At 71.8% G+C, this 22,483-nt stretch carries 21 protein-coding genes; 9 read left to right on the forward strand and 12 right to left on the reverse strand.

Annotated elements, in window-relative coordinates:
* The 6 genes from D7Y21_RS25705 to gluQRS form a co-directional block, all read right to left on the reverse strand.
* Positions 1-294, reverse strand: a 294-nt coding sequence (locus tag D7Y21_RS25705; RefSeq protein WP_199735493.1) for a hypothetical protein, incomplete at its 3' end; no start/stop codon positions are given.
* Positions 295-394: 100 nt separating this feature from the next.
* The gene (locus D7Y21_RS25710; RefSeq protein WP_120561884.1) at positions 395-844 is read right to left on the reverse strand and encodes a hypothetical protein; all 450 of its coding nucleotides are present in this window, start codon (positions 842-844) and stop codon (positions 395-397) included.
* Positions 845-1,030: 186 nt separating this feature from the next.
* Positions 1,031-1,870 carry a GNAT family N-acetyltransferase gene (locus tag D7Y21_RS25715; protein ID WP_120561883.1) on the reverse strand — a complete coding sequence of 280 codons (840 nt, stop codon included), beginning with the start codon at positions 1,868-1,870 and terminating at the stop codon, positions 1,031-1,033.
* A 43-nt stretch (positions 1,871-1,913) separates the two neighbouring features.
* Positions 1,914-2,456, reverse strand: a complete 543-nt coding sequence (locus D7Y21_RS25720) for an AgmX/PglI C-terminal domain-containing protein (RefSeq protein WP_121716300.1) — start codon at positions 2,454-2,456, stop codon at positions 1,914-1,916.
* Positions 2,457-2,528: 72 nt separating this feature from the next.
* Complete coding sequence (locus D7Y21_RS25725) at positions 2,529-3,479, reverse strand: hypothetical protein (RefSeq protein WP_121716302.1); 951 nt, start codon at positions 3,477-3,479, stop codon at positions 2,529-2,531.
* Between the two features lie 158 nt (positions 3,480-3,637).
* A complete protein-coding gene (gluQRS, locus tag D7Y21_RS25730) occupies positions 3,638-4,576 on the reverse strand; it encodes a tRNA glutamyl-Q(34) synthetase GluQRS (RefSeq protein WP_233612278.1) in 939 nt (312 codons plus the stop codon).
* 92 nt (positions 4,577-4,668) lie between these two features.
* Between gluQRS and D7Y21_RS25735 the strand changes: the two genes are divergently transcribed.
* The gene (locus tag D7Y21_RS25735; protein WP_120561879.1) at positions 4,669-5,523 is read left to right on the forward strand and encodes a metallophosphoesterase; all 855 of its coding nucleotides are present in this window, start codon (positions 4,669-4,671) and stop codon (positions 5,521-5,523) included.
* A gap of 33 nt (positions 5,524-5,556) precedes the next feature.
* Positions 5,557-7,167: an adenylate/guanylate cyclase domain-containing protein gene (locus D7Y21_RS25740; protein WP_120561878.1), complete on the forward strand. Its 1,611-nt coding sequence runs from the start codon at positions 5,557-5,559 to the stop codon at positions 7,165-7,167.
* Positions 7,168-7,170: 3 nt separating this feature from the next.
* On the opposite strand, the gene D7Y21_RS25745 is transcribed toward D7Y21_RS25740, so the two are convergent.
* Both D7Y21_RS25745 and rlmN read right to left on the reverse strand, forming a co-directional pair.
* Positions 7,171-7,557 (reverse strand): hypothetical protein, encoded by a 387-nt coding sequence (locus tag D7Y21_RS25745; protein ID WP_120561877.1) that lies wholly within the window; start codon positions 7,555-7,557, stop codon positions 7,171-7,173.
* Positions 7,558-7,757: 200 nt separating this feature from the next.
* Positions 7,758-8,834 carry a 23S rRNA (adenine(2503)-C(2))-methyltransferase RlmN gene (gene rlmN, locus D7Y21_RS25750; RefSeq protein WP_120561876.1) on the reverse strand — a complete coding sequence of 359 codons (1,077 nt, stop codon included), beginning with the start codon at positions 8,832-8,834 and terminating at the stop codon, positions 7,758-7,760.
* A gap of 170 nt (positions 8,835-9,004) precedes the next feature.
* Here rlmN and D7Y21_RS25755 point away from each other — a divergent pair, with 170 nt between their 5' ends.
* Both D7Y21_RS25755 and D7Y21_RS25760 read left to right on the forward strand, forming a co-directional pair.
* Positions 9,005-10,492 carry a glutamate--cysteine ligase gene (locus tag D7Y21_RS25755; RefSeq protein WP_120561875.1) on the forward strand — a complete coding sequence of 496 codons (1,488 nt, stop codon included), beginning with the start codon at positions 9,005-9,007 and terminating at the stop codon, positions 10,490-10,492.
* A 105-nt stretch (positions 10,493-10,597) separates the two neighbouring features.
* Positions 10,598-12,064, forward strand: coding sequence for a hypothetical protein (locus D7Y21_RS25760; RefSeq protein WP_147469373.1), 1,467 nt, complete (start codon positions 10,598-10,600; stop codon positions 12,062-12,064).
* A gap of 28 nt (positions 12,065-12,092) precedes the next feature.
* Here D7Y21_RS25760 and D7Y21_RS25765 read toward each other — a convergent pair whose 3' ends face one another.
* The 3 genes from D7Y21_RS25765 to hemG form a co-directional block, all read right to left on the reverse strand.
* On the reverse strand, positions 12,093-12,854 hold the full coding sequence (locus D7Y21_RS25765) for a LytTR family DNA-binding domain-containing protein (protein WP_120561873.1): 762 nt from the start codon (positions 12,852-12,854) through the stop codon (positions 12,093-12,095).
* Complete coding sequence (locus D7Y21_RS25770) at positions 12,851-13,909, reverse strand: sensor histidine kinase (protein ID WP_121716308.1); 1,059 nt, start codon at positions 13,907-13,909, stop codon at positions 12,851-12,853. The genes D7Y21_RS25765 and D7Y21_RS25770 overlap by 4 nt, the downstream gene beginning before the upstream one ends.
* A 255-nt stretch (positions 13,910-14,164) precedes the next feature.
* Positions 14,165-15,559 carry a protoporphyrinogen oxidase gene (hemG, locus tag D7Y21_RS25775; RefSeq protein WP_121716310.1) on the reverse strand — a complete coding sequence of 465 codons (1,395 nt, stop codon included), beginning with the start codon at positions 15,557-15,559 and terminating at the stop codon, positions 14,165-14,167.
* 103 nt (positions 15,560-15,662) lie between these two features.
* On the opposite strand from hemG, the gene D7Y21_RS25780 reads away from it, so the two are divergent.
* Both D7Y21_RS25780 and D7Y21_RS25785 read left to right on the forward strand, forming a co-directional pair.
* On the forward strand, positions 15,663-16,352 hold the full coding sequence (locus tag D7Y21_RS25780; RefSeq protein WP_120561870.1) for an SDR family oxidoreductase: 690 nt from the start codon (positions 15,663-15,665) through the stop codon (positions 16,350-16,352).
* Positions 16,353-16,499: 147 nt separating this feature from the next.
* Positions 16,500-18,911, forward strand: a complete 2,412-nt coding sequence (locus tag D7Y21_RS25785) for a CapA family protein (protein WP_121716312.1) — start codon at positions 16,500-16,502, stop codon at positions 18,909-18,911.
* 9 nt (positions 18,912-18,920) lie between these two features.
* Here D7Y21_RS25785 and pdxH read toward each other — a convergent pair whose 3' ends face one another.
* Positions 18,921-19,520 (reverse strand): pyridoxamine 5'-phosphate oxidase, encoded by a 600-nt coding sequence (gene pdxH, locus D7Y21_RS25790; protein WP_120561868.1) that lies wholly within the window; start codon positions 19,518-19,520, stop codon positions 18,921-18,923.
* 71 nt (positions 19,521-19,591) lie between these two features.
* Between pdxH and glgA the strand changes: the two genes are divergently transcribed.
* The 3 genes from glgA to D7Y21_RS25805 are packed head-to-tail and all read left to right on the forward strand — an operon-like array spanning position 19,592 to position 22,470.
* Positions 19,592-21,025 carry a glycogen synthase GlgA gene (gene glgA / locus D7Y21_RS25795; protein ID WP_121716326.1) on the forward strand — a complete coding sequence of 478 codons (1,434 nt, stop codon included), beginning with the start codon at positions 19,592-19,594 and terminating at the stop codon, positions 21,023-21,025.
* Positions 21,026-21,061: 36 nt separating this feature from the next.
* The gene (locus tag D7Y21_RS25800) at positions 21,062-21,979 is read left to right on the forward strand and encodes a serine/threonine-protein kinase (protein WP_120561867.1); all 918 of its coding nucleotides are present in this window, start codon (positions 21,062-21,064) and stop codon (positions 21,977-21,979) included.
* A complete protein-coding gene (locus D7Y21_RS25805; protein ID WP_120561866.1) occupies positions 21,979-22,470 on the forward strand; it encodes an LEA type 2 family protein in 492 nt (163 codons plus the stop codon). The genes D7Y21_RS25800 and D7Y21_RS25805 overlap by 1 nt, the downstream gene beginning before the upstream one ends.
* Positions 22,471-22,483: the final 13 nt, after the last annotated feature.

A 22,483-nucleotide genomic window follows, 5' to 3' on the forward strand; every position in this document is an offset into this window, starting at 1 on the left:
GTCCTCCGCCGCGACGGCTTCACCGGAAGGGGCCGCTTCCGGGGGGCCGGGCCGTGCGTGGGGCGCCGCGGGCGGGCGCGCGGCGTTGGCGGCCCACATGCGCATCGCGGTCTCCGCGGCGGCGCGGCGGTCGGCGAGGTTCGCGTCGGTGCTCGCGCTGGCGCGGTGCACCTGGGCCCGCAGCTCCTCCATCGCCTCGTCGGAGGCGCGCTGGTGGCTGGCGAGCGTGAGCCCCACGCCCGCGATGGCGGCGGTGTTGACGATGGCGAGGACGGTCTGGAGCCTGGAGGACATCGGGGTGCTCGCGGGGCTTCGGGGTGAGGATGCGGACCGCGCGAAGGGGAGGATGGTGAAGTCTTCGCGCGGCCCGCGTGTCGCGGGACAGGCCCGTGCTTCAGTCGATGGTGAAGCCGCCGATGATGCCGCCCGACTGCAGGCCGCAGCGGAAGACGATGGCGAAGTCCTCCCACACGTAGCGGTCACCAGTGTTGATGGTCTGCCACGCCATGGGGCCGGACAGCGTGTACGTGGTGGCGCCCACCTGGCCGGCGTTGCCCACGCCATTGACGGTCTCCGTCTCGCACCAGCTGTTGTTGCCGTAGATCTGCACCGTCGTCGGGTGGTAGCCGACCGTCCACATCGGCACGGCGGCGATGGCCAGACGCGTCGTCGTACAGTCGTTGCGGAGGCCCGAGTAGCTGTGGACGTTGAAGCACGCCGCGTCGGACGCATACGCGGCCTTGAACGCGATGCCCGGGTAGTACTGCCACGCGGCCGCGGTCCCCGCGCTCAACGCCACCACACCGAACGCGCACACCTTCGCCAACGTCTGGAAACGCTTCATCGAACTGCTCCCGTGGGATGCGGCGGTGATTGGGGCCGCCGGGCACGCGAACGCGCGCCACGCCGCGGGGGAGCAAGCGCCATGCCCTCATCTGGGATGGCGTGTTTTCAGTCATTTACATGTCTTTATGGCAATCCGTGTTGTTTCCGGAGCAACGGGCGGGTGTTGCCTGCGTTGCCCCGGGGACTACTCCACCAGCACGAGCCGCTGGGTGCGGCCGGCGTGGTAGCCCACCTTGCGCGCGATGCGGGCGGTGCTCTCGTCGCGCTCGTCGATGCGCATGGCGAGCCGGGGCAGCGAGGACAAGAGGTGCCGGGAAATCTGGCCCAGGCACAGCGTGGCGTGGCCCTGGCGGCGGCGGGACGGGGGCGTGTACATGCCCTCCAGCTCCGCGCCGAACTGCGAGCGGCAGCCGATGTCCACCTTGAACACGAGCTCGCTGTCCTCCTCCAGCACGTAGGTGCGGCGCTGGCGCACGCGCTGGAGGACGCGGGCCTCGTAGTGGGCGGGGTCCTCCGCCAGCGGGTCCCGCTCGAAGATCTCGCGCACGTAGCCCTGGGCCAGGGGCACCAGGCGGGGCACGTCCTCTTCGCGGGCCAGGCGCAGGGTGGGGTTGGTGAAGGGGCCCAGGTCGTCCGCGGAGACGCTGAACAGCTTCTGGGTGCGGGACAGGCGCGGCTTGCCTTCACAGAGGCTGCGCACCAGCGCGTCCACGGAGGCCTTGTCCCCCACGGTGGCGCGCAGCTTGAGGCTGGCGGCGAGCGCGTCCGCGATGACGCCGGTGGCGCTGGCGTCGCTGGCGCTGGGCACCACCAGCCCGCCCTCGCCGCCCACGAAGACGGCCGCGGTGAGGACGCCGCTGTCGAAGCGGCCGTGGAAGGAGAAGGCCGCCTGGCGCTCCGGCGCCGCGATGCCGAACTCCTCCAGCAACCCCAGGAGGTAGAGGTTGTGGACGGGATCCTTCGCCAGGAGCGCGCGCAGGGCGTCCGAGTGGGAAGGCGCGAGCTGTTCGACGGTGACGGGCATGCGCGGGAGCCGAAGGGGCCTGAACCTTACGCGCAACCCGACCTCACGGGCCAGCGTCCCCAGGCACGGTGAACCGGAATGGATGGAGCACGGTCGCGGACCCTCCCAGGTGGGGGGCCGGGAAGCGCGCGTCCAGGAGCGAATCCAGCACGCACGCCTGCACCATGGGGTCCGGGATGGTGCTGGAGACGAGCTCGCCCCGGTTCATCTTCCCCTCGGAGCCCTCGCCCTCCACGGTGAAGCGCAGCTTCACTTCTTGTGTGCCCCGGTTGCGTTGTGCGGCGTCCTGAAAACATTGCTGCACGAGCGGAGTCACGGACTGGATGGCCAGGCGCAGGTCCTCCGCGTCGATGCGGCCGGAGGAGGCCTCCACCACCGGCTCCACCACCTCCACGCGGCGCGGGTCGGGGGCGTCGAAGTCGTCGCGCGGCGGAGGTGCTGGCGGCGGCGCGGCCGGTTCAGGCAGCTCCGGCGCGTCCGTGAAGCGCGTCACCCATGCGGCTCCCAGCGCGAACAGCAGGAACAGGCCCAGGCTCAGGCCGGGGATGAGGAGCCAGCGGACGAAGGTGCGGTGCGAGGACGCCATGGGCCGGGTGCCCGCGTGTCATACCCGCCTCACGAAGGGCCGTGAAGCGGGGATGCACGCGAGCGCCCGATGCTACGGGTACACCTCGCGCCGCGAGCCAGGCGTCGTGGGCGTCGTCGGAGGCACCACCACCGCGCCTTCCGCGCGGATGCGCTGCTTGCGGCTGACGCCCAGCGTGGCGCCGAGCACCGCCGCCACGAGCCCCAGCAGCAGGCCCGCGAAGATGCCCCAGAAGACGCGGCCGGAGCGGTCCGCCACCTTCAGCGCGCCCTGCTGTGCCTGCTGGCCCACCTCGCCGGCCTTGGTCTTGGCCTGGTCCACCTGCTGCTGCACACGGTCGGCCACGCCTGCCGCGTCCTGTCGCGACAGGTTGGTGTTCTGCGCGATGTTGCTCACCAACAGCTCGCGGTCCATGCGGCCCTGCCGCACGCCCTCGGTGACGATGTCCTTGGTCGCGGCCTCCAACTGGTTCGCGGTGATGGTGGGCTTGCCCTCCTGCCTCAGGCGCTGGTTCACCGGCGCGAGCGCGTCGTTGGCGTCCAGGCCGAACGCCTTCGCCGCTTCACCGCCGCCCGTCACGGCCCCCACCGCCGCGGTACCGCCCGCGCCCACCGCGGCCTTGCCCACGTTGAACACCGCGCCCAGCACGTTGGACACCAGCATGCCCACGACCATGACGCCCAGGAGCGTCGTCAGGCCCCAGAGCACCGCGCCGTGCAGCGCGCCTCCTCCCTTGTCCACGATGCCCGCGCTGCGAGCGGCCACCATGCCGCCCACGAAGAGCGCGACCAACGGGACGAGCACGCTCCAGATGCCGGTGAAGATGCCCGCGGACTTCGCGCTCGCCGCGTTGGCGGGGTTCACCGACGACAGGCCCAGCGCCAGCCCCAACGTGTAGAGCAATATCCAGACGCCTAGCGCGACGAAGGTGCCACCGAAGATGGCGCCCCAGCTCAGCTTGTACGCACTGCCCGGCACTGCTGGGATGATGCCGGCGCGTTCGCTCTCGACAATGGCTGCCATTGGACTTCACCCTCGCTTCCCGTGAGTCGCCGAAGCCGTGCTCGGGGCATGGCCAGGGCGGACGTGTCTGGGTTGAAGGTGTGCACCTGGGAAGCCACGTCGTTTCACTGTTTCACGGCCGCTCCGTCCCGAAGGGTGGGGCGGAAGGCCGGGTGGCCTCAGCGCAGGCCGAGCGCGACGAGGAGCAGTGCCTCGCGCGCCACCACCGGCTCGCGAGGGAGCGCGTCCGTGCGGTAGCGCGCGACGAGCGCGGGCAGCGTCACCGGGCCGCCGTCGCCCAGGCCGCTCCATGCGGCGAGCAGGCCCAGGACGTGCTCGGGAGGACGGCCGCGCGCCCGCAGCTCCGCGAGCGCGAACGCCCCGTCGCGCTTCGCCAGCCGCTTGCCGTCCTCGCCCATCACCAGCGGCACGTGGAGGAACGAGGGCGCGGGCAGGCCCAGCGCGGCGTAGAGCTGGAGCTGCCGGGGCGTGGAGGGCAACAGGTCGTCCCCGCGCAGCACGTGGGTGATGCGGCTGGCCGCGTCGTCCACCACCACCGCGAGCTGGTAGCTGGCCACGCCGTCGTTGCGGCGCACCACGAAGTCCCCCACCAGCGACTGCACGTCCTGGACGTACGGGCCCATGAGCTCGTCCACGAAGCGCACCTCGCCTTCGCGCGCGCGGAAGCGGTACGCGGGGGCGCGCGTGCGGGCGCGTTCTGAAATCTGCCCGGCGGTGAGGTGCGCGCAGGTGCCGGGGTAGCGCGGGCCTTCGTCGGACAGACCGTGGGGAGCGCTCGCCGCGCGGGCGATCTCCGCGCGCGTGCAGAAGCACGGGTAGATGAGCCCCTCGCGCTCGAGCTTCTCCTGGGCCTCGCGGTAGACGCTGTCGCGCTCGCTCTGGATGAGCGGCGGCTCGTCCCAGTCCAGGCCCAGCCAGCGCAGGTCCTCGTAGAGGTCCTGGAGGAACTGGGGGCGGCATCTCGCGCGGTCCAGGTCCTCGATGCGCAGGAGGAAGGCGCCGCCCGCGGCCCGGGCCTGGAGCCAGCCCAGGAGCGCGCTTCTCACGTTGCCCAGGTGCATGCGGCCGGTGGGGCTGGGGGCGAAGCGTCCTCGCATCGTGGCGGCAACCATAACTTCCCCGCCCGCCCCGCGCGCTGGGAGAGAATGCCCCGCCGCTTCCTTCCGTTCCCTGGGATGTGACTCCCTCCATGCGCTTCCTTCACTGCTCCGACGTCCACATCACCGAGGACTACTTCGCCCTGCCGCTGCGCAAGCTGGGCTGGCGCCGCTGGGTGGCGCTCGTCGAGCTGACGGCGGGAGGCCGGGCGAAGGCCTACCGGAACGCGCAGGCCACGCTGTCCACCATCGCCCGCGAGGCGGGCACGCACGGCGTGGACCACTTCATCCTCTCCGGCGACCTCACCGCCTACGCCCTGGAAGGCGAGTTCCGCGCCGCCCGCGCCGCGCTCGCGCCCCTGGCCCCCACGCCCGCGCGCTGCACCGTCATCCCCGGCAACCACGACGTCTTCACCCCCGGCGCCGCGCGTGACGGCCGCTTCGCCCGGCACTTCGGGGACCTGCTGGACAGCGACCTGCCGGAGTACCGCCGCGAGGGTGCGTTCCCCTTCGTGCGGTTGGTAGGAGAGGGCGCCGCGGTGGTGGGCCTGTGCTCCGCGCGCCCGCTGCCCACGCCCGGCCTGTCCTACGGCACCGTGGGCCCCGCGCAGCTCGAAGGCCTGGCGGCCCTGCTGAAGGACGCCCGGCTGGACGGCCGCGCCATCCTGGTGGTGGTGCACCACGCGCCTCGCGGCTCCGCGAACCACGCGGACGGCTGGCATCACGGCCTGCATGACGCGGACGCGCTCCTGAAGCTGCTGCCGGGCCCGCGCTTCGCGGTGCTCCACGGCCACATCCACCAGCGCTACCACCACCCGGCCACTGACGACCGGCCCCACCTGTTCGGTGCGGGCTCCTCCACCCAGGCGGGGAAGGAGGGCTACTGGCTCATCGAGGTCCAGGACGGCATCGTCGTGGGCGGCACGAAGCACGTGCCCGCGTTGTGACAGTTCCCCCGGGCGGCGGTACAAGGGGCGCACATGACCCCGGCGACCCCGTCCCCACCCGCTGAGTTGTCCCTGGACGAGTACCGCTACCTGCGGCAGCTGGGACGTGTCACGGACGACCTCCTGGAGGAGAGCCTTCGAGAGCGCGAGACGCTCACCCAATGCTTCCGGCGCTGCTTCCCCACGCTGCTCAAGCACCTGGGCGCGCGCGCCATCGCCGTCACCACGCGCGACGAGGAGCTGGTGGAGCAGACCTGGAGCGAGGGCGACTGGGGCGGCGTCTTCGCCGGGAGCCTTCTGGCGGGCCCCATGGGACTGAGCGTCCACGACACGGGCACGCTGCTCACGCAGACGCTGGACGTGGCGGGTTCACCGGTGGGCACGCTGGGTGTGCTCTTCGCGGGGCCGCCCGGTGACGCGGGCACCACCGCGAAGCGTCTGCGCGCGCTGGACGTGGTGGCGGAGGAGCTGGACACGGTGCTGATGCTGGTCCACACCGCGTCGGAGAAGCACCAGCTCATCCTCCAGTGCAACGAGCACCTGGCCAACCCCGTCTTCGAGGCGGGCATGGACCACGCGGTGCGCACGCTGGCGCAGCGGGTGCGGCTGCCCGGCTTCCTCCTCTTGTACCGCGATGCCGTGCAGCCGCACGTGCTGCACTACCGCACGTACCGGCACGGGCAGCTGGAGTACGAGAGCGGAGAGCAGCCCGGCACGCAGCTGGAGACGCTGCTGCACCAGCACGGCACGCGGCTGTTGCACGGGGACGCGGGCGTGCTCAAGCGCCTGTTCGACGGGCGCACCACGGAGGCGGTGCTCATCTCCGCGGCCACGCGCAGTGAGCCCCTGGGCAAGATCGTCGTCTGGAGCAACGAGGGCTTCTCCGCGTACGCGATGGACCTCATCCGCGTGCTGGCCTCCACGCTGAGCCAGCGCCTGCTGGACTACAACCGCGAGCGCATCCACCTGTCGCAGTTCTTCCCCACGGTGGCCATCAACGCGCTTCTGGAGGACCCGGACTACGCGCGGCACCTGCGCGCGCAGGAGCAGGAGGTGGGCATCCTGTTCGCGGACATCAACGGCTTCACCCGCATCTGCGAGCAGGGCTTCGACAGCCCGCGCAGCATCGGCCGCTTCGTGGATGAGTGGAGCGCGCGCGCCGTGGACTGCATCTGGCAGCACGGCGGCGTCTTCGACAAGATGGTGGGCGACTGTGTCATCGGCCTCTTCGGTCCGCCCTTCTTCCACACGGACCGCGTGCGCCGCGCGGAGGCCGCCGTGCGCGCCGCGCAGAACATCCAGGCCTTCACCGCGGAGTTGAGCGAGCGCGAGGAGGTGGCCGCGCTGTGCCGGCGGGTGAAGATGCCGGGGCTGGGCGTGGCGGTGGGCGTGAACCTGGCCACCGCGAACTGCGGCCTCTTCGGGCCCAACCGCAACTACACCGCGTTCTCCAGCGGCATGAACCAGGCCGCGCGCCTGCAGTCGCTGGCGGGCTTTCGCGAGACGCTGGTGATGGAGAGCGTGCACGAAGCGCTGAAGCAGTCGCAGGAGCCCTTCGTGCGCAAGCTCCAGTTTGGCCCCCTCACGGAAACACCGGTGAAGAACGTGGCGCAGCCGCTGCGGCACTACCGGCTGGCGCCGTAACCGTCAGGCCAGCAGGTGCGTGCCCGCGTAGCGCCGCGAGAAGTGGATCCACCGGCGCTCGTCCACCTCCACCTGCCACTCGCTGTTGGGCGTCAGCGGCAGGCGCTGCTTGAGGAAGTTCTCCAGGTGATCCGCCGCCTTGAGCGGCGTGAGCCCCGGCGCGCGGAAGGCGATGTGGAGCGTCACGTCCAGTGACGGTGCCACGTCCACCGACGCACAGATGCGCAGCGGGCCCACGCGCCGTTGGTACTGGGTGTCGGGCGCCGGCCACGTGGCGGAGGCCTCGGGCTGCGGATGCGCCTGCTCAAGCCAGTTGTCGGGGATCAGGATGAAGTCGAGCAGGTTGCTGCTCGCCTCTTCCACCGTGCCGTGCTCCTGGATGGAAAGCATTGCCCACCTCCGCCAGAGAAGCCGTTGGGGTTGCGTGGAAGCCGCCTTGAAGAATGTGCCCACGAGCCCATGCCATGCAAGGGCCCATGAACATCCGCTTGCCGCCCACACCTCGTTACGTGCGTGCGCGCGGGACGAACGCTAGCGCTTCGGGGTGACACGTCAGGTCGGGTGGTGTGCCGCGCGACCCCGCACGTTGCTCAGGACGCGACGGGAAGGGAGCGGCGGGGCTTGCGCTCCACGGCGGCCTTGAGCTGGCCGCAGCCCGCGTCGATGTCGATGCCACGACGTTGGCGCACCGTGCTGGGCACGCCGTACGACGTGAGCACGTCCTGGAACGCACGCACCGCGTCGGGGACGCTGGGGCCGCCGTCGTAGCCCACCGTGGGGTTGAGTGGGATGACGTTCACGTGCGAGTCCATCCCGTGCAGCAGCTGCCCCAGGTGGTGCGCGTGCTCCGCGGTGTCGTTGCGGCCGGAGATGAGCGTCCACTCGAAGAAGATGCGGCGCTTGCGCTTGGCCACGTAGTAGCGGCACGCGTCCATCAGCTCGTGGAGCGGCCAGCGTCGGCCCGCGGGCACCAGCGCGGCGCGCTCCGCGTCCGTGGCGCCGTGGAGGCTCACCGCGAGCTGCACCGGGCGTGCCTCGTCCGCGAGCCGGAGGATGCCGGGCACCACGCCCACGGTGGACAGGGTGATGAAGCGCGGCGCCAGCGCCAGGCCCTTGGGGTCCACGAGGATGTCCACCGCGGCCATGGTGTGCTCGTAGTTGTGCAGGGGCTCGCCCATGCCCATGAGCACGATGTTGCGCAGCGCTTCTCCCTGCGCGCGCAGGATGCGCGTGACGTGGAGCACCTGGCCCACGATTTCGCCCGGTGTCAGGTGGCGTGACAGTCCCATCTGCCCGGTGGCGCAGAAGACGCAGCCCATGGCGCACCCGGCCTGTGTGCTCACGCACACGGTGGCGCGGCCCTTGAAGCGCATCAACACCGTTTCGATGGTCTGCGCGTCGTGCAGGCGCAGGAGCAGCTTGTGGGTGAGCCCGTCGCTGCTGAAGCTCTCATGGTGCGTGGCGAGCGTGCCCAGGTGCGCTCGCTCCTGGAGCACGGCCTGGAGGTCCGGGCGCAGCCCCTTCACGTCGCCTGTCGCGGTGACGCCGTCGCGGTACAGGCCCGTCCACACGCGCTCGCGGTACTGGGGGCTGAAGCCCCAGCCGGCGAGCCGCGCGTCCAGCGCGGGGCGGGGCAGGTCGTAGAGGTTGACGGTGGCGTCCGGCATGACGGGACCTGGGATAACACACCCGGCGCGGGCGCACCCGGGTCCGCCGGCCTGGAGGGCGGACGAGGGAGCGCGCACATGGGGCGGGTGGGGTTCCCGGTGCGTTGCGGCGTCCAGCGGCTGACACCGCGCGTGCCAGTGCGCCGCGTCGTGCCAATCGTGGAGGGCCTATGGGACTGGCCATCCAGCAGGAGGAGTTCACGCCGGAGGAACACACGCGTTTCGTGGCGCGGCTCGCGGAGAGCCTGGAGGCGCTGCGACAGGTGCTCCGGCGTCCCGGCTTCGGCGTGGGGCCCGTGACGATGGGCGCGGAGCTGGAGGTGGCGCTGGTGGACGGCGCGGGTTCGCCGCTGCCGGTGAACCAGCAGGTGCTGGCGAAGTCGAAGGACGACCGGCTGACGCTGGAGCTCAACCGCTTCAACATGGAGATGAACCTGCGCCCCTCGCTGCTCGCGGGGCGGCCGTTCACCGCGCTCCAGGCCCAACTGGACGACGTGCTGGCGGAGCTGCGGCGCGTGGCGGCGACGGAGGGCGCGCGCGTGGCGGCGGTGGGCATCCTGCCCACGCTGCGGCAGGCGGACCTGGGGAAGAACGCGCTCACGCCGCAGCCGCGCTACCGGGCGCTGGCCTCGGCCATCCGCAAGCGGCGCGACGGGCCCTTCCAGGTGGCCATCGCGGGTGATGACACGCTCAACCTCACCTGGGAGGACGTGACGCTGGAGGGGGCGAACACGTCGCTCCAGTTCCACCTGCGCGTGGCCCCGGGGGACTTCGCGCGCGTGTACAACGCCGCGCAGCTGGCCACCGGGCCGGTGCTGGCCGCGTGCGGAAACTCGCCAGTGTTCCTGGGCAAGCGGCTGTGGGAGGAGACGCGCGTGGCGCTCTTCCAGCAGGCCACCGACGACCGGAGCGACAGCGACGAGGCCGCGCACCTGCACCCGCGCGTGACGTTCGGACACGGCTGGGTGCGCGAGGGCCTGCACGAGCTGTTCGCGGAGGCCGTGGCGCTCCACCCGGCGCTCCTGCCGGTGATGGGGCAGGAGTCCCCGCTGGAGGTGGTGGCAGCCGGAGGACTGCCGAAGCTGGAGGAGCTGCGGCTGCACCAGGGCACGGTCTGGTCGTGGAACCGGGCCATCTATGATCCGCACGGGGAAGGCCACGTGCGCATCGAGTTCCGCGCGCTGCCGTCCGGCCCCACGCCGGTGGACATGGTGGCCAACGGCGCGTTCCTGCTGGGGCTGACGCTGGGGCTCGCGGAGCGGGTGGACGCACTGCTGCCGGCGCTGCCCTTCTGGCAGGCGCGGCGCAACTTCAAGCAGGCGGCGCACTACGGCCTGGGCGCGGCGCTGCTGTGGCCGGCGGAGACCGCGCCCAGCCCTCGGGTGATGCCGGCGGTGGAGCTGGTGAAGCAGCTCTTGCCGGTGGCGAGGCGCGGGTTGCTGGAGGCCGGGGTGGATGCGGCGGAGGCGGACGGGCTCCTGGACATCATCGCCCGGCGCGTGGCGATTCAGCGGACCGGGTCGCGCTGGCAGCGGGCGGTGCTGGAGCGGCTGGAGGCCCACATGCCCCGCCAGGACGCGCTGGCGGCCCTGCTGGAGCGCTACCTGGAGCTGTCGGAGGAGGGGCTGCCGGTGCACACCTGGCCAGTGGATCGCTGAAGGCTGGGGGGCCTTGTCGGGACGGGGTCGTCGCGGTGAATAATCCGGCCATCCTGAAGGTCAGCTGGCGAGGCCTCGTGCCTCGCGCTGAAGGGTGCCGTTCCCGTGATTGCCTCGCTCCTTGCTTCGTTCCGCTCCGGCGCCCGCCGGAGGTCCTTCCTCGTGCCCGCGCTCCTGTGCGCGGGCGCACTGACCGCGTGCACGACCCTCCGCGGCCAGGCCAACGACCTGGCGGAGAAGGGCCGCTTCGTCGAGGCGGCCGAGGTCTACGTGAAGCTCGTCAATGACGAGCCGAACAACCCCGAGTATCGCGCGTCGCTGGACGACCTGCGCTGGCGCGGCCTGTCGCAGCTGCTCACCCAGGCGCGGCAGGCGCGGGTGGAGGGGCGGGACGAGGACGCGGAAGCGAACCTGGAGCAGTTCTTCGCCTACAAGGTGAAGTGGAACTCCAAGCTGGATGGCGGCATGGAGAGCTCGCTGCTGGAGGAGATGGCCGGCACGCACCAGCACCTGCGCCAGCTCATCGTCGAGCAGGCGAAGCGGGGCCACGCGCTGACGGCGGAGTGGCACCTGGACCGCAAGCGCGCGCTGCTGGGCCATCCGGAGATGGCGCCCATCCGGCGCGACATGGAGGAGGCGGTGGCGCAGGGCGGCGCGGCGACGTGCGAGCGGCTCAAGCACACGCTGTCCGGGGGCGCGGCGCACTGGACGGAGCTGGTGTCGCGCTACTGCGGCCACTACCAGCAGCCCGGCTTGAGCGCGGAGGTCTTCCCGGAGGCGCTGGGCGTGCCCACGTGGCAGGTGTCCGTGGATGGCATCAGCAACGACGTCGTGCAGTACCTGATGACGCGGCTGTCGGGCGCGTTCGAGGCCTCGCCCTGGTACTCGGAGGCGTCCCAGCGCCACGCGCCGATGACCATCGCCGGGAGCCTGAGCGAGCGGCGCATCAGCGAGCCGGTGACGCTGACGGCGCCGTGGACGGAGCGCGTGCCGTACACGGACCACGAGGACCGCACCGCGACGGCGGAGGTGCCGTACACGGTGGAGGAGTCCTACGAAGACAAGGGCGTGATGAAGAAGCGCCTCGTCCAGCAGAAGAAGACGGTCGAGTACAAGACGACGGTGGAGGTGACGAAGTACCGCGACGTGTCGCGCTCGTTCGACTACCACGCGCAGCGGCGGGGCGTGGAGTACCACTTCGCGGTGGTGGCCCAGGGCATCCTCCAGGAGCGGCACGCGCCGCTGGCGGTGAAGGCGGAGAACGCCCTGGAGGCCTCCGGCTACGAGCACAACATCACCTTCGAGCCCGGCGGCGTGCGGCCCGTGAAGTTCGAGCGGCCCAACAAGGAAGGCTGGCTGGACGGCCAGCTGCGCGGCTACGAGCAGACCTTCTTCGCCTCGCTCATGTCGCGCTGGCAGGACGCGTTCTGTGCCGCGCCCGCCTTCGCGGTGGAGGACGCGGCCCGCTGCGCGCGAGGCGGCGTGGCGCTGCCCGGCCCCGCGAAGCAGGCCCTGACGGAAACGCTGGGCGACGACGCGGCGCAGGTGCACCGGCTGTTCGTCTGGAACTGAGGGCCCGCGAGCCGCGGAGGGCGTGGCTTCAGCCCTCGTCCTCCGCGCCCTTGCGCAGGCCCAGCATGCGGCGCAGCTCGCGCGCGGACTGGCGGCTCACCTCCACCGAGTGGCCCCGCGCCGTGCGAGCCAGATAGCCGCCCGTCTCCAGCGGCTCCAGCCGCGTCACGTGGGACAGGTTGAGCAGCGCGCGGCGGTGCACCCGGTGGAAGTGCTCCGGGGGCAGCTTGTCCGCCAGCTCGTTGAGCGAGAAGTCGGTGAGGTAGTCGCCCTGCGCGGTGAACACCGTCACCAGCTCGTCCTCCAGCGCCGCGTGGGAGATGGAGTCCGGCGACACCAGCACCAGCCCCTGCCGCGTCGGGATGGGCAGCCGCGTCAGTGCCGGCTTCTCCGCCGCCGCCGTCGGCGCCGTCGCGGTGGGCGCCTTCACCCGCGCCCGCGCGCGCTCCAGCGCCTTCTGCAGCCGCGCCGCCTCCACGGGCTTGAGGACGTAGTCCACCGCGCCGTGCTCGAAGGCGTTCACCGCGTGCTCCGCGTGGGCGGTGCAGAAGATGACGTGGGGGCCTCCTTCCGGCAGCAGCGCCATCGCGTCCAGCCCGCTCAGGCCCGGCATGTGGATGTCCAGCAGCACCACGTCCACGCCGCCCGCGCGCACCGCCGCGAGCACCGAGTCCCCATCCACCGCCTCGCCGCAGACGCTCACGTCCGGCAGCGCGGCCAGCAGGCGGGACAGGCGCTTCCTGGCCAGCAGTTCATCGTCGGCGATGAGGACGCGCAGGGGCTCTCTCACGTGAGGACTCCGGGTTGGGGGCCCTGGCGGGGCAGGGTGACGGTGACACGGGTGCGCCCGTCGGCGCTCTCCAGGGACAGGAGCGCGTGGCCGCCATAGGCCAGCGCCAGCCGCCGCTCCACGGTGGGCAGGCCCACGCTGCCCTCGCGCGGGCCCTTGGACGCGCCCGGGTTGTCGATGGAGACCACCACCGCCCCCTCGCGCACGGCCACCTCCACGCTCAGCGGGCCCCGGTGGCCGGCCGCCGGGCCGTGCTTCACCGCGTTCTCCGCCAGGGGCAGGAGCAACAGCGGCGGCACGGGCACGTCCGAAAGCCCGTCCGCCACGTCCATGCGCAGCTGGAACAGGTCCGGGTCGCGCAGCAGGTGCAGGTCGAAGAGCGTGCGCATCAGCTCCAGCTCCTGCGACAGCGGCCAGGTGACGCTGCGCACGCCCGCGAGCACCGAGCGGAGCATCGTGGACAGCCGCAGCACCGCGGCCTCCGCGACGGCGCCGTCCTCGCGGCACCACTCCGCGATGGCGTTCAGCGTGTTGAAGAGGAAGTGCGGATCCAGGTGGCTGCGCAGCGCCAGCAGCTGCGCCTGCTCCGCCTCCCAGGCGAAGCGGGTGGCGCGGGCCCGCTCCCGGGCCAGTGTCTCCTCGAAGCCGATGTCCCGCCCCAACCCCCAGCCCGCGACGAGGAACAGGCCGCCGCAGATGGCCAGGTTGTACGGCTCCGACAGGAACGTGGGCTGCATCATCGTGACGCGCGGCAGGGCGTAGCCCACCGACAGCACCACGCCGCTGCCCACCGCCGCGTAGAGCAGCAAGCGGATGCCACCGTGGCTCAGGTCCAGCCCTTCCGGGAACAGGACCCGGTACGACACGGGCGCCACCGCGACGCACAGCAGGCACAGCAGGAGGCCAATCCAGAACGCGCGAGGGTCCACGCTCCAGCGCACCTGGGCCGCGAGCAGCGGAATGGAGACCAGGACGATGGGGGCCAGCCGCCACGGCGCGACGAGCGCACGCAGCGTGGCGCGAACGATGGAACCTTCCGACGACGTCTCCTGCATGCGGAGGCGGAAGGCTACACCGTCCCGCGTCCTAGCGCTGGGGGACGGGCGCGGGGACCAGGTCCAGGACGAGCGCCCCGGCGAGGATCGCGGGGAAGAAGAGGACAGCGAGCATGGACAGGAGCGGCGAGCGCAGTGAGAACATGGGGGGCATCTCCGGTGTCCATGAAACATGCCCACGGACTCTGGCATCGACCCAGGGACCCTCCAGGGAGGGTTGCCCCCGGCCGTCGCTGTCCCGGGGTGAGCGGTCGCTCAGGCGCTCCGGGTGGCTCCCGCCGCCGGCCCGCCCAGCGCCTCCGCCAGCCGTGCCGCATCCCGGAGGCAGTCGTTGACGCCCACGCCCCGGTACGCGTTGCCGGTGAGGTGCAGGCCAGGCCAGCGCTTCAGCCGCTCCTCCATCGCCGCCAGGCGCTCCAGGTGGCCCACGGTGTACTGCGGAATCCCGCGAGGCCAGCGGAACACCGCCGTCAGCTCCGGCGTCGCGGTGAGCCCCGCCATCGTCTTCATCTCCTCGCGCGCCAGCGCCACCAGCGCGTCCTCGTCACGCGAGACGACCTCCGGCCGGCGAGCGCCGCCCATCAGGCACGTCAGCAGCACGCGCCCGCCCTCCACGCGGAAGGGGAACGTGGTGGAGACATGGATGGTGCCCAGCATCGCCGTGCCCTCCACCGCCGGCACCAGGAACCCGAACCCGTCCGGCTTCGGCACCGTCCCCGGCGCGAAGCCCAGGTGCACCACGGCGATGGGCGCGTACGGGATGGCGTCCGCCTTCTCCGCCAGCTCCGCGTCCAGCGGGCGCACGAGCGAAGCCGCCACGTGCGCGGGCACCGCCAGCACCACGTGCGACGCGCTCAGCTCCGCCGGCTGGCCCCGCTGCTGGTACCTCACCTTCCAGCCGTCCGCCGAGCGCTCCAGCCCCTCCACCTTCGCGTCCGTGCGCACGCTGTCGCCCAGCGCCTTCGCCAGCGCGTCCACCAGCACGCCCAGGCCGCCGTCGAACGTGCTCATCTGCCCGGTGAGCTGGGGACCCGCCTCCACCGCGCCCTTCGCCTGTCGCGCCGCGCGCTGCGCACGGATGGCGCCCAGGATGAGGCTGCGGTGCTCCCGCTCGAACTTCACGAGCTGCGGGAACGTGGCCTCCGCGCTGAGTTGTTCCGGGTCGCCCGCGTAGGTGCCCGTCTGCATCGCGTCCAGCAGCACCGCCGTCGCCTCCCGCCCCAGGTGGCGCCGCCCCAACTGGGCCAGGGACTCGTCCGCACCCGTGGGGTTGCGTCCGCTGAACAGCTCCCCCAGCACCCGCAGGCGGGAAGCAAGGGGGAGGATGTCGGATTTCAGGAAGGCCGGTGGCGATGTGGGCAGGGCCCTGAGTGCACCGCGGGTGAAAACGTAACGGTTTTTTGCCGCCGCATCCGCCGGACGAATTCGGGATGACACTCCGAGCGTTTCCGCCAGTTCACGCATCGTGGGCTCCCGGTCCAGGAAACTGTTGGGTCCGGCCTCCAACAAGTAGCCCTCGCGTGCGTGGGTCTGCACGTTTCCACCCACGCGTGACGTCGACTCCAGCACCACGGCATCAGTACCGCGGGCCCGCAATCTGTAGGCCAGCGCAAGTCCGGTGATGCCTCCCCCAATGACCGCGACCGTCATGTCGTCCTACTCCCCAGCTTGTCGTGAGGTGAGCAACCCCGGGCGCCTTAGTGCGAAGGCAAGAGCTTTGCCAAGGAGAGCCTCCCGGCGCGTTAATAAAGGCATGCGCTATGTCATCACGGGAGCGAGCCGTGGCATCGGTTTCGAATTCGTGCAGCAACTGCTGCGGCGGGGAGAAACGGTGGATGCGGGGGTGCGTGCTCCGGAGCTGGCGCGCCGGCTGGAGCCGCTGCTGCTGGAGGCCGGCAACCGCCTGAGGATCCATGCACTGGACGTCACCCGCGCGGACAGCGTCCAGGCCTTCGCGGAGCGCATCTGCCGCGAGCCGGTGGACGTGCTCATCAACAACGCGGGCGTGTCCGGCCAGTGGGTGGGGCTGCATGAGCTGGACTACGAGGACCTGGCGCGCACCATCGAGGTGAACGCGCTCGGGCCGCTGCGCATCACCTCCGCGCTGCTACCCGCGCTGCGGCACGGCGCGGGGCGCAAGGTGGCGCACGTCACGTCGCGCATGGGGTCGCTCTCCAGCAACACGGAGGGCGGCGCGTACGCCTACCGCATGTCCAAGGCCGCGCTGAACATGGGCGTGCGCTCCATGTCCAACGACCTGCGCCGCGAAGGCCTGGCGTGCGTGCTGCTGCATCCGGGTTGGGTGCAGACGGACATGGGCGGGCAGGACGCGCCGCTTCCGGCGGAGGAATCCGTGCGCGGGATGCTGAGGGTCATCGACAGCGTCTCGCTGGAGCACTCCGGCCGGTTCTTCGACTACGAGGGCGCGGAGGTGCCCTGGTAGTGGCCTGGAGGACAGGGTCACTGTCGCCGGGTGAACACGCCCCGGCCCCCGGGGGCAGGCAGGCAGCCCCCGGGGACGAGGCCGTCGCTGGCGCCTGCCTGCCGTCGTCCCCATCTCGTCGCGAGGAAGTCCGCGGCGGAGGGTGGGATGGCGTGGCGGCGGTGGTGGCCCACGGTGTGGGTGGCGGCGTGTCTGGTGGCGTGCGGTCCGGGCGCCTCCACGCCGAAGCATGAGCAAGAAGCCGTGACGCCAGGGGACGAACCGGTGACGCCGCCGGACGACCCGCCCGATGAAGAAGAGCCCCCGCCTCCCGAGCCACCGCCGGAGGACGAGCCGCCTCCCGACGAGACGGCGGAAGAGCCGCCACCGCCGGAGGAGGATCCGGTGCTGACGGCCTGCGCGCCGGAGCCTGCGGCGGACGCCACCGTGCCCGAAGCCGAGCGGACCGCGCGCCATGACTACGCCTGCACCGGCATCGCGCTGGAGGGCTCGCTGGTCTCCACTGCGGGCACGCCGGTCGCGGACGTCGTGGTGAAGGTGGGGGACGCGCAGGCTCGCACGAACGCGACCGGCCACTTCCGCTTCCCCGTGCTGCCCCGCCACAACCGGCTGCTCACGGTGGAGGCGGAGGGCTTCCGCCCGGCGGTGGTGGCGGTGGAGCTGCGCCGGAGCCTGACGGAGAAGCGCGTGCCGCTGCCGCCGGTGCGCCTGTCGCCGAAGGACGGCGTGCGGATGCTCTTCGCGGGCGACGTGTCGCTGGGCCGGCGCTTCCTCGACCCCGACGACACCACGCCGCGCAACCAGATGCCGCCGGACGACCCTGCGGCGCTCATCCGCGTGTCGGATCCGCTGCCGGGCACGAAGGCCGTCTTCACCCACGTGCGGCCCTACTTCCAGGCGGCGGACTTCCGGGCCGTGAACCTGGAGACGCCGGTGACGGATCATCCGGCGACGCCCCACGACGAGAAGGCCTATGCGTTCTTCACGCTGCCCGGCTCGCTGCCCGCGCTGCCATGGCTGGGCGTGGACTACGTGAGCCTGGGCAACAACCACGTCTACGACTACCTGGCGCCGGGGCTCACGGACACGCTCACGCACGTGGCCGCGACGGGCATGGCCTTCAGCGGCGCGGGCCAGAACGAGGACAAGGCCTTCATGCCGGCGCGCGTGTCGCTCGCGGGCGGGGACTACAGCCTGGTGTCCATGTGCTCCATCACCGGCAGCGCGCATGATCAGCAGTACGTCGCGGGCCCCAATCAGGGCGGCGCGGCGGACGCGCGGAACCTGACGCGGGCGTCCGCGCTGCTGGCCGCGGAGAAGGCGCAGGACCGCGTGCCGGTGGCGGTGCTGCACACCGGCGTCGAGTACAGCGTCCGGCCCTCCACCCCGACGGCGCAGCGGATGCGCGACCTGGTGGACGCGGGCGCGGGGCTCGTCATCGCGCACCACCCGCACATCCCGCAGGGCTTCGCGCGCCACCAGGGCGTGTTGATGGCGCAGTCGCTGGGCAACTTCGCCTTCGACCAGGACCGCATGGAGACGATGGTGGGCCTCATGGCGGAGGTGGAGGCCCGGGGCGCGCGCGTGGACCGGGCCCGCGCGGTGCCCGTCTACATCGAGGACTACCGCCCCCGGCCCGTCACGGGCGACCTGTCGGAGAGCTTCCTGCGCAATCTGGCGGAGCTGTCCCGCGAGGGCGGCGTGGAGCTGGTGCCCCAACCCTCCTGGGGCGAGCTGCTACCAGAGGACAAACACGCGGCGGTGAGCGAGCGCACCGTGGACGTGCCGGTGACGGTGGACGCGAACGGCCGCGCCACGGTGGACCTGCGGTCCCTGCGCCATGAAGGCGAGTCCGTGGCGGTGGCGAAGCTCACGGGCGCGGACGTGACGGGCGTGAAGCTCAAGGCCGGGCGGGACGTGCTCCTGCACGGCGACTTCGAGGACCACGACGTGGACGACGACGCCAACGAGGCGCCGCGCTGGAGCGTGGGCCCGAACGCCGGCTACGTGTGCCAGGACGGTCCGCACCGGGGCGCCGCGGCGCTCTGCCAGCGGCGCGCGGCCAGCGACTCACGGAGCGCGGCGGTGAAGCTGGTCAACCGCTTCCGTCCGCCGGGCTTCGCGGAAGGACCGCCCAACCGCGACCTGACGGCTGTGGCGTGGCTGAAGGGGCAGGGCGGCGGCGCCTTCTCCGCGAAGGTGCAGTACCTGCCCGTGGAGTCCTACACGCTCTTCGGCGAGCAGACGCTGCTGCGCCACGACGGCGGCACCTACGACTGGACGCTGGTGGCGGAGGACCTGCGCTTCCCCGCGGATCCGCCGAAGCCGGACCTGTGGAACGCGCCCTGGGCGTTGGACCTGACGCTCAACACCGCGCCCCCGAAGTCCGGCCAGGGCGTGACGGCGGTGGACGACCTGGCGCTGGTGGCCTGGGAGAAGCAGGCCACGGGAGGCACTCTGACGCAGCAGACGCCGCACGCGCGCGACTTCGTGCGGGTGGAGGCTCCGGCGGGCACGTACACGCTGCGCGTCACCTTCCGCGAGCACCGCGTGCCCTGAGGCCCTGCTTCAGGGGAACAGCAGCTGCGTCTTCCAGCCCGCGCCGTCGCGCAGGTACACGTTGCGCTCGTGCAACCGGCTGGGGCGGGCGTGCCAGAACTCGATGCGGTCCGGCACCACGCGGAAGCCGCTCCAGTGCGGAGGGCGCTCCACCGCACGGCCCTGGAAGCGCGCCTCCACCTCCGCCACGCGCTGCTCCAACAGCTCGCGCGAGGGCAGCTCTTCACTCTGGAGGCTGGCCCACGCGCCAATCTGGCTGCCGCGCGCGCGGCTCTGGAAGTACGCGTCCGCCTCCGCGTCCGTCACCTGTTCCACCCGGCCCTCGATGCGCACCTGCTGCTCCAGGGGCTGCCAGAAGAAGCACAGCGCCGCGTACGGATGCGCGGTGAGCTGGCGCCCCTTGCGGCTGTTGAAGTTGGTGAAGAAGACGAAGCCCCGCGCATCGAAGTCCTTGAGCAGCACCACGCGTGAGCTGGGGCGGCCCTGGTCATCCACGGACGCCACCACCATGGCGTTGGGGTCCACGGGGATGGCGGCCTTCGCCTGGGCGAAGACGTCGGCGAAGCGCTGGATGGGGTCGGGAGGGATATTCGTCACGCGGCGCACCATAGGAAACACGGCCCCGGCGCGCACGTTCGCGGTTGACTCCCTGTCGGGACTCGCACGCAATGGCGGGACTCATGAAGATCCTCTTCATCGCCTCGGAGGTCACCCCCTTCTCGAAGACGGGGGGACTGGGCGACGTGGCCGGGGCCCTGCCCACGGCGCTCGCCGGGCTGGGGCACGACGTGAAGATCGTCACGCCCCGCTACCAGGACGTGCGCAACACCGGACAGTTGCTGCCCACCGGCCAGTCCCTGGTGCTGCGCTTCCCCTTCGGTGAGACGGGCGGCCCCATCCTGTCCGCGCGCCTCTCCGAACGCCTGGAGGTCCTCTTCCTGGAGAACGAGGCCTTCTACGGCGGCCGCAAGGGCCTCTACGGCGACGCGGGCGGTGAGTTCGCGGACAACCCCCGCCGCTTCGCCTACCTGTGCGTGGGCGCGCTCCAGGCCGCGCAGCGGCTGCGCTTCTTCCCGGACATCATCCACCTGCACGACTGGCAGACGGGCCTGGTCCCGGTGGCGCTGCGCCGGGGCTTCCAGGGCACGCCGCTCGCGAAGGCGAAGTGCGTCTTCACCATCCACAACCTGGCCTACCAGGGGCAGTTCCCCAAGCGGACCATGGAGGACCTGGGGCTGCCGTGGGACCTCTTCACGCCGGAGGGCGTGGAGTTCTACGACCACGTCAACTTCCTCAAGGCGGGGCTCGTCTACTCGGAGTCGCTCACCACCGTGTCGCCCACCTACGCGCGCGAAATCCAGACGCCGGAGCAGGGCTACGGGCTGGATGGCCTGCTGCGCCGCCGCTCGCACGCGCTCACCGGCATCATCAACGGCATCGACGCGCACGAGTGGAACCCCCAGACGGACTTCTTCCTGCCCGCGCGCTACGGCCCGGACGACATGACGGGCAAGGCGGTCTGCAAGCGCGCCCTCCTGGAGCGCTTCGGCCTGCCCACGGAGGGCAACGCGCCGGTGTTCGGCATCGTCAGCCGGCTGGCGTGGCAGAAGGGCGTGGACCTGCTGCTGGAGACGCTGCCCGCGGCGCTCCAGGCGGACCTGAAGTTCGTGGCGGTGGGCAACGGCGACCCGACCCTGGAGGAGGGGCTGAGGGCGCTGCGGGCCCGCCACCCGAAGCAGGTGGGCGTGCACATCGGGTTCGACCCGGAATTGTCACATCTGGTGGAGGCAGGGGCGGACTTCTTCCTCATGCCCAGCCGCTACGAGCCGTGCGGCCTGAACCAGATGTATTCACTGCGTTACGGCACGGTGCCCATCGTCCGGGCCACGGGGGGGCTGGTGGACACGGTGGAGGGGGGGCTGGATGGCAACGGCATCCTCTTCGAGTCCTTCCACCGCTCGGCGCTCCTGGCCGCCATCCGCCGGGCGCTCTCCCTGTACGCGGACCCCGCACGGCTGGGGGACTTCCAGGTGCGGGGCATGGGGAAGGACTTCTCCTGGACCGCATCCGCCCGGAAGTACGAGTCCCTCTTCATGTCACTGGTGGCGGAATAGTGGGGCCGCTACCGGATCCGCGTTAAACTTGGCCCCGTGGCGGAAGCTCCGGACCTGGGTGGCTATGAAGTGGTCGGCCGGCTGGCCGTCGGCGGCATGGCCGAGGTGTATCAGGCGCGTGCCCGTGAGACGACCCAGCGCTCCCCGGGCGAGCCCGAGGAAGTGGTCATCAAGCGGCTGCACCCGTCCTTCCGCAACGACCCCGCGTATGTGAAGGCCTTCGTCGACGAGGCGAAGCTGACGGTGCGCCTGCGCAACGCGCACATCGTGCGGACGTTCCGGCTGTTCCGCGCCGGGCCGGACTACCTCATGGTGCAGGAGCTCGTGAGTGGCCGGACGCTGGGCTACATGCAGGAGCTGCTGATCAAGGCGGGCGCCGCGATGCCGCCGGAGTCCGCCTGCTACATCGCGTGGTGCATCCTCAAGGCGCTGGACTACATCCACCGCGCCAAGGTGGGGGAGAACGGCGCCACCATCGTCCACCGCGACGTGAACCCCGCCAACGTGCTGCTGGGCGTCCAGGGCGACGTGAAGCTCACCGACTTCGGCGTGGCGGAGGTGGAGGGGATGATCCGCGGCGACTCCGGCGCGCTGCGCGGCACGCTGCCGTACATGAGCCCGGAGCAGGTGCTGGGGCAGGCGGTGGACGCCCGCACGGACCTGTACGCGGTGGGCGTCATCCTCTGGGAGCTGTTGGCCGGCCGCCGCCTCTTCACCGGCGACAACGAGGCGCAGCTGATGCACCAGGTGCGCGATTCTCGCGTGCCGCTGCTCTCCACGCTGTCTCCGGACCTGCCGGACTACGCGGCGCGGGTGGCGCGCAAGGCGCTGTTCGCGGACCGGGCCCGCCGCTTCCAGACCGCGGCGGAGTTCATCAAGGCGCTGGAGGTGCTGGCGCGCCGAGCGGGCTGGCCCCTGACGGTGGAGGCGCTGCAGCCTCTGTTGGGCGGCTGATGCGCGCGCGCCGGGCGGTGCTCGGGCTGGGCCTGGCCGGCATCGGCTGCCTGTCCGGCTGCCTGGGCGTGGTGCCCTTCCGCCCGCGCGCCTACGACGAGGCGGTGCGGGTGGAGGCGGTGGACGTGGCCTTCACGCGCGACGGCACCGGGGCGCTCACGCTGAAGCTCCAGGTGGAGAACCCGTCCTCGGACGCGGCCACGCTCACCCGCGTGGACTTCGACCTGCGCGTGGACGGCCGGCGCGTGGCCACGGGCGAGCAGGTGATGGGCGTGTCCCTGGACGGCAAGGGCGAAGTCCCCCTGGAGGTCTACTTCCCGCTGGCCGTGGCGCGCGGCGGCGGCCGTCCGGAGCCGGGCTCGCACGTGGTGCGGGTAGAGGGCGGCGTGGTGCTGCGCTTCGGCGGCTCCGAGCGGCGCGCGCCCTTCCGGGACGCGCGCTCGCTGGACCTCGCGTGGGTGCCGGGCGGGGAGCCCAGCCCGGCGCAGTGAGCCCTGGAGACGT

Source organism: Corallococcus sp. AB045, from assembly GCF_003668895.1.
GTDB lineage: Bacteria > Myxococcota > Myxococcia > Myxococcales > Myxococcaceae > Corallococcus > Corallococcus coralloides.

Excerpts from the sequence above, each read along its gene's own strand:
- rlmN (WP_120561876.1), bottom strand. The coding sequence starts at position 8,834 with ATGCCGGACGCCACCGTCAACCTCTACGACCTGCCCCGCCCCGCGCTG.
- D7Y21_RS25710 (WP_120561884.1), bottom strand. The coding sequence starts at position 844 with ATGAAGCGTTTCCAGACGTTGGCGAAGGTGTGCGCGTTCGGTGTGGTG.
- D7Y21_RS25785 (WP_121716312.1), top strand. The coding sequence starts at position 16,500 with ATGGCGTGGCGGCGGTGGTGGCCCACGGTGTGGGTGGCGGCGTGTCTG.
- D7Y21_RS25755 (WP_120561875.1), top strand. The coding sequence starts at position 9,005 with ATGGGACTGGCCATCCAGCAGGAGGAGTTCACGCCGGAGGAACACACG.
- D7Y21_RS25735 (WP_120561879.1), top strand. The coding sequence starts at position 4,669 with ATGCGCTTCCTTCACTGCTCCGACGTCCACATCACCGAGGACTACTTC.
- pdxH (WP_120561868.1), bottom strand. The coding sequence starts at position 19,520 with ATGGTGCGCCGCGTGACGAATATCCCTCCCGACCCCATCCAGCGCTTC.
- D7Y21_RS25805 (WP_120561866.1), top strand. The coding sequence starts at position 21,979 with ATGCGCGCGCGCCGGGCGGTGCTCGGGCTGGGCCTGGCCGGCATCGGC.
- glgA (WP_121716326.1), top strand. The coding sequence starts at position 19,592 with ATGAAGATCCTCTTCATCGCCTCGGAGGTCACCCCCTTCTCGAAGACG.
- hemG (WP_121716310.1), bottom strand. The coding sequence starts at position 15,559 with ATGACGGTCGCGGTCATTGGGGGAGGCATCACCGGACTTGCGCTGGCC.
- D7Y21_RS25780 (WP_120561870.1), top strand. The coding sequence starts at position 15,663 with ATGCGCTATGTCATCACGGGAGCGAGCCGTGGCATCGGTTTCGAATTC.
- D7Y21_RS25770 (WP_121716308.1), bottom strand. The coding sequence starts at position 13,909 with ATGCAGGAGACGTCGTCGGAAGGTTCCATCGTTCGCGCCACGCTGCGT.
- D7Y21_RS25740 (WP_120561878.1), top strand. The coding sequence starts at position 5,557 with ATGACCCCGGCGACCCCGTCCCCACCCGCTGAGTTGTCCCTGGACGAG.
- gluQRS (WP_233612278.1), bottom strand. The coding sequence starts at position 4,576 with ATGCGAGGACGCTTCGCCCCCAGCCCCACCGGCCGCATGCACCTGGGC.
- D7Y21_RS25715 (WP_120561883.1), bottom strand. The coding sequence starts at position 1,870 with ATGCCCGTCACCGTCGAACAGCTCGCGCCTTCCCACTCGGACGCCCTG.
- D7Y21_RS25745 (WP_120561877.1), bottom strand. The coding sequence starts at position 7,557 with ATGCTTTCCATCCAGGAGCACGGCACGGTGGAAGAGGCGAGCAGCAAC.
- D7Y21_RS25725 (WP_121716302.1), bottom strand. The coding sequence starts at position 3,479 with ATGGCAGCCATTGTCGAGAGCGAACGCGCCGGCATCATCCCAGCAGTG.
- D7Y21_RS25720 (WP_121716300.1), bottom strand. The coding sequence starts at position 2,456 with ATGGCGTCCTCGCACCGCACCTTCGTCCGCTGGCTCCTCATCCCCGGC.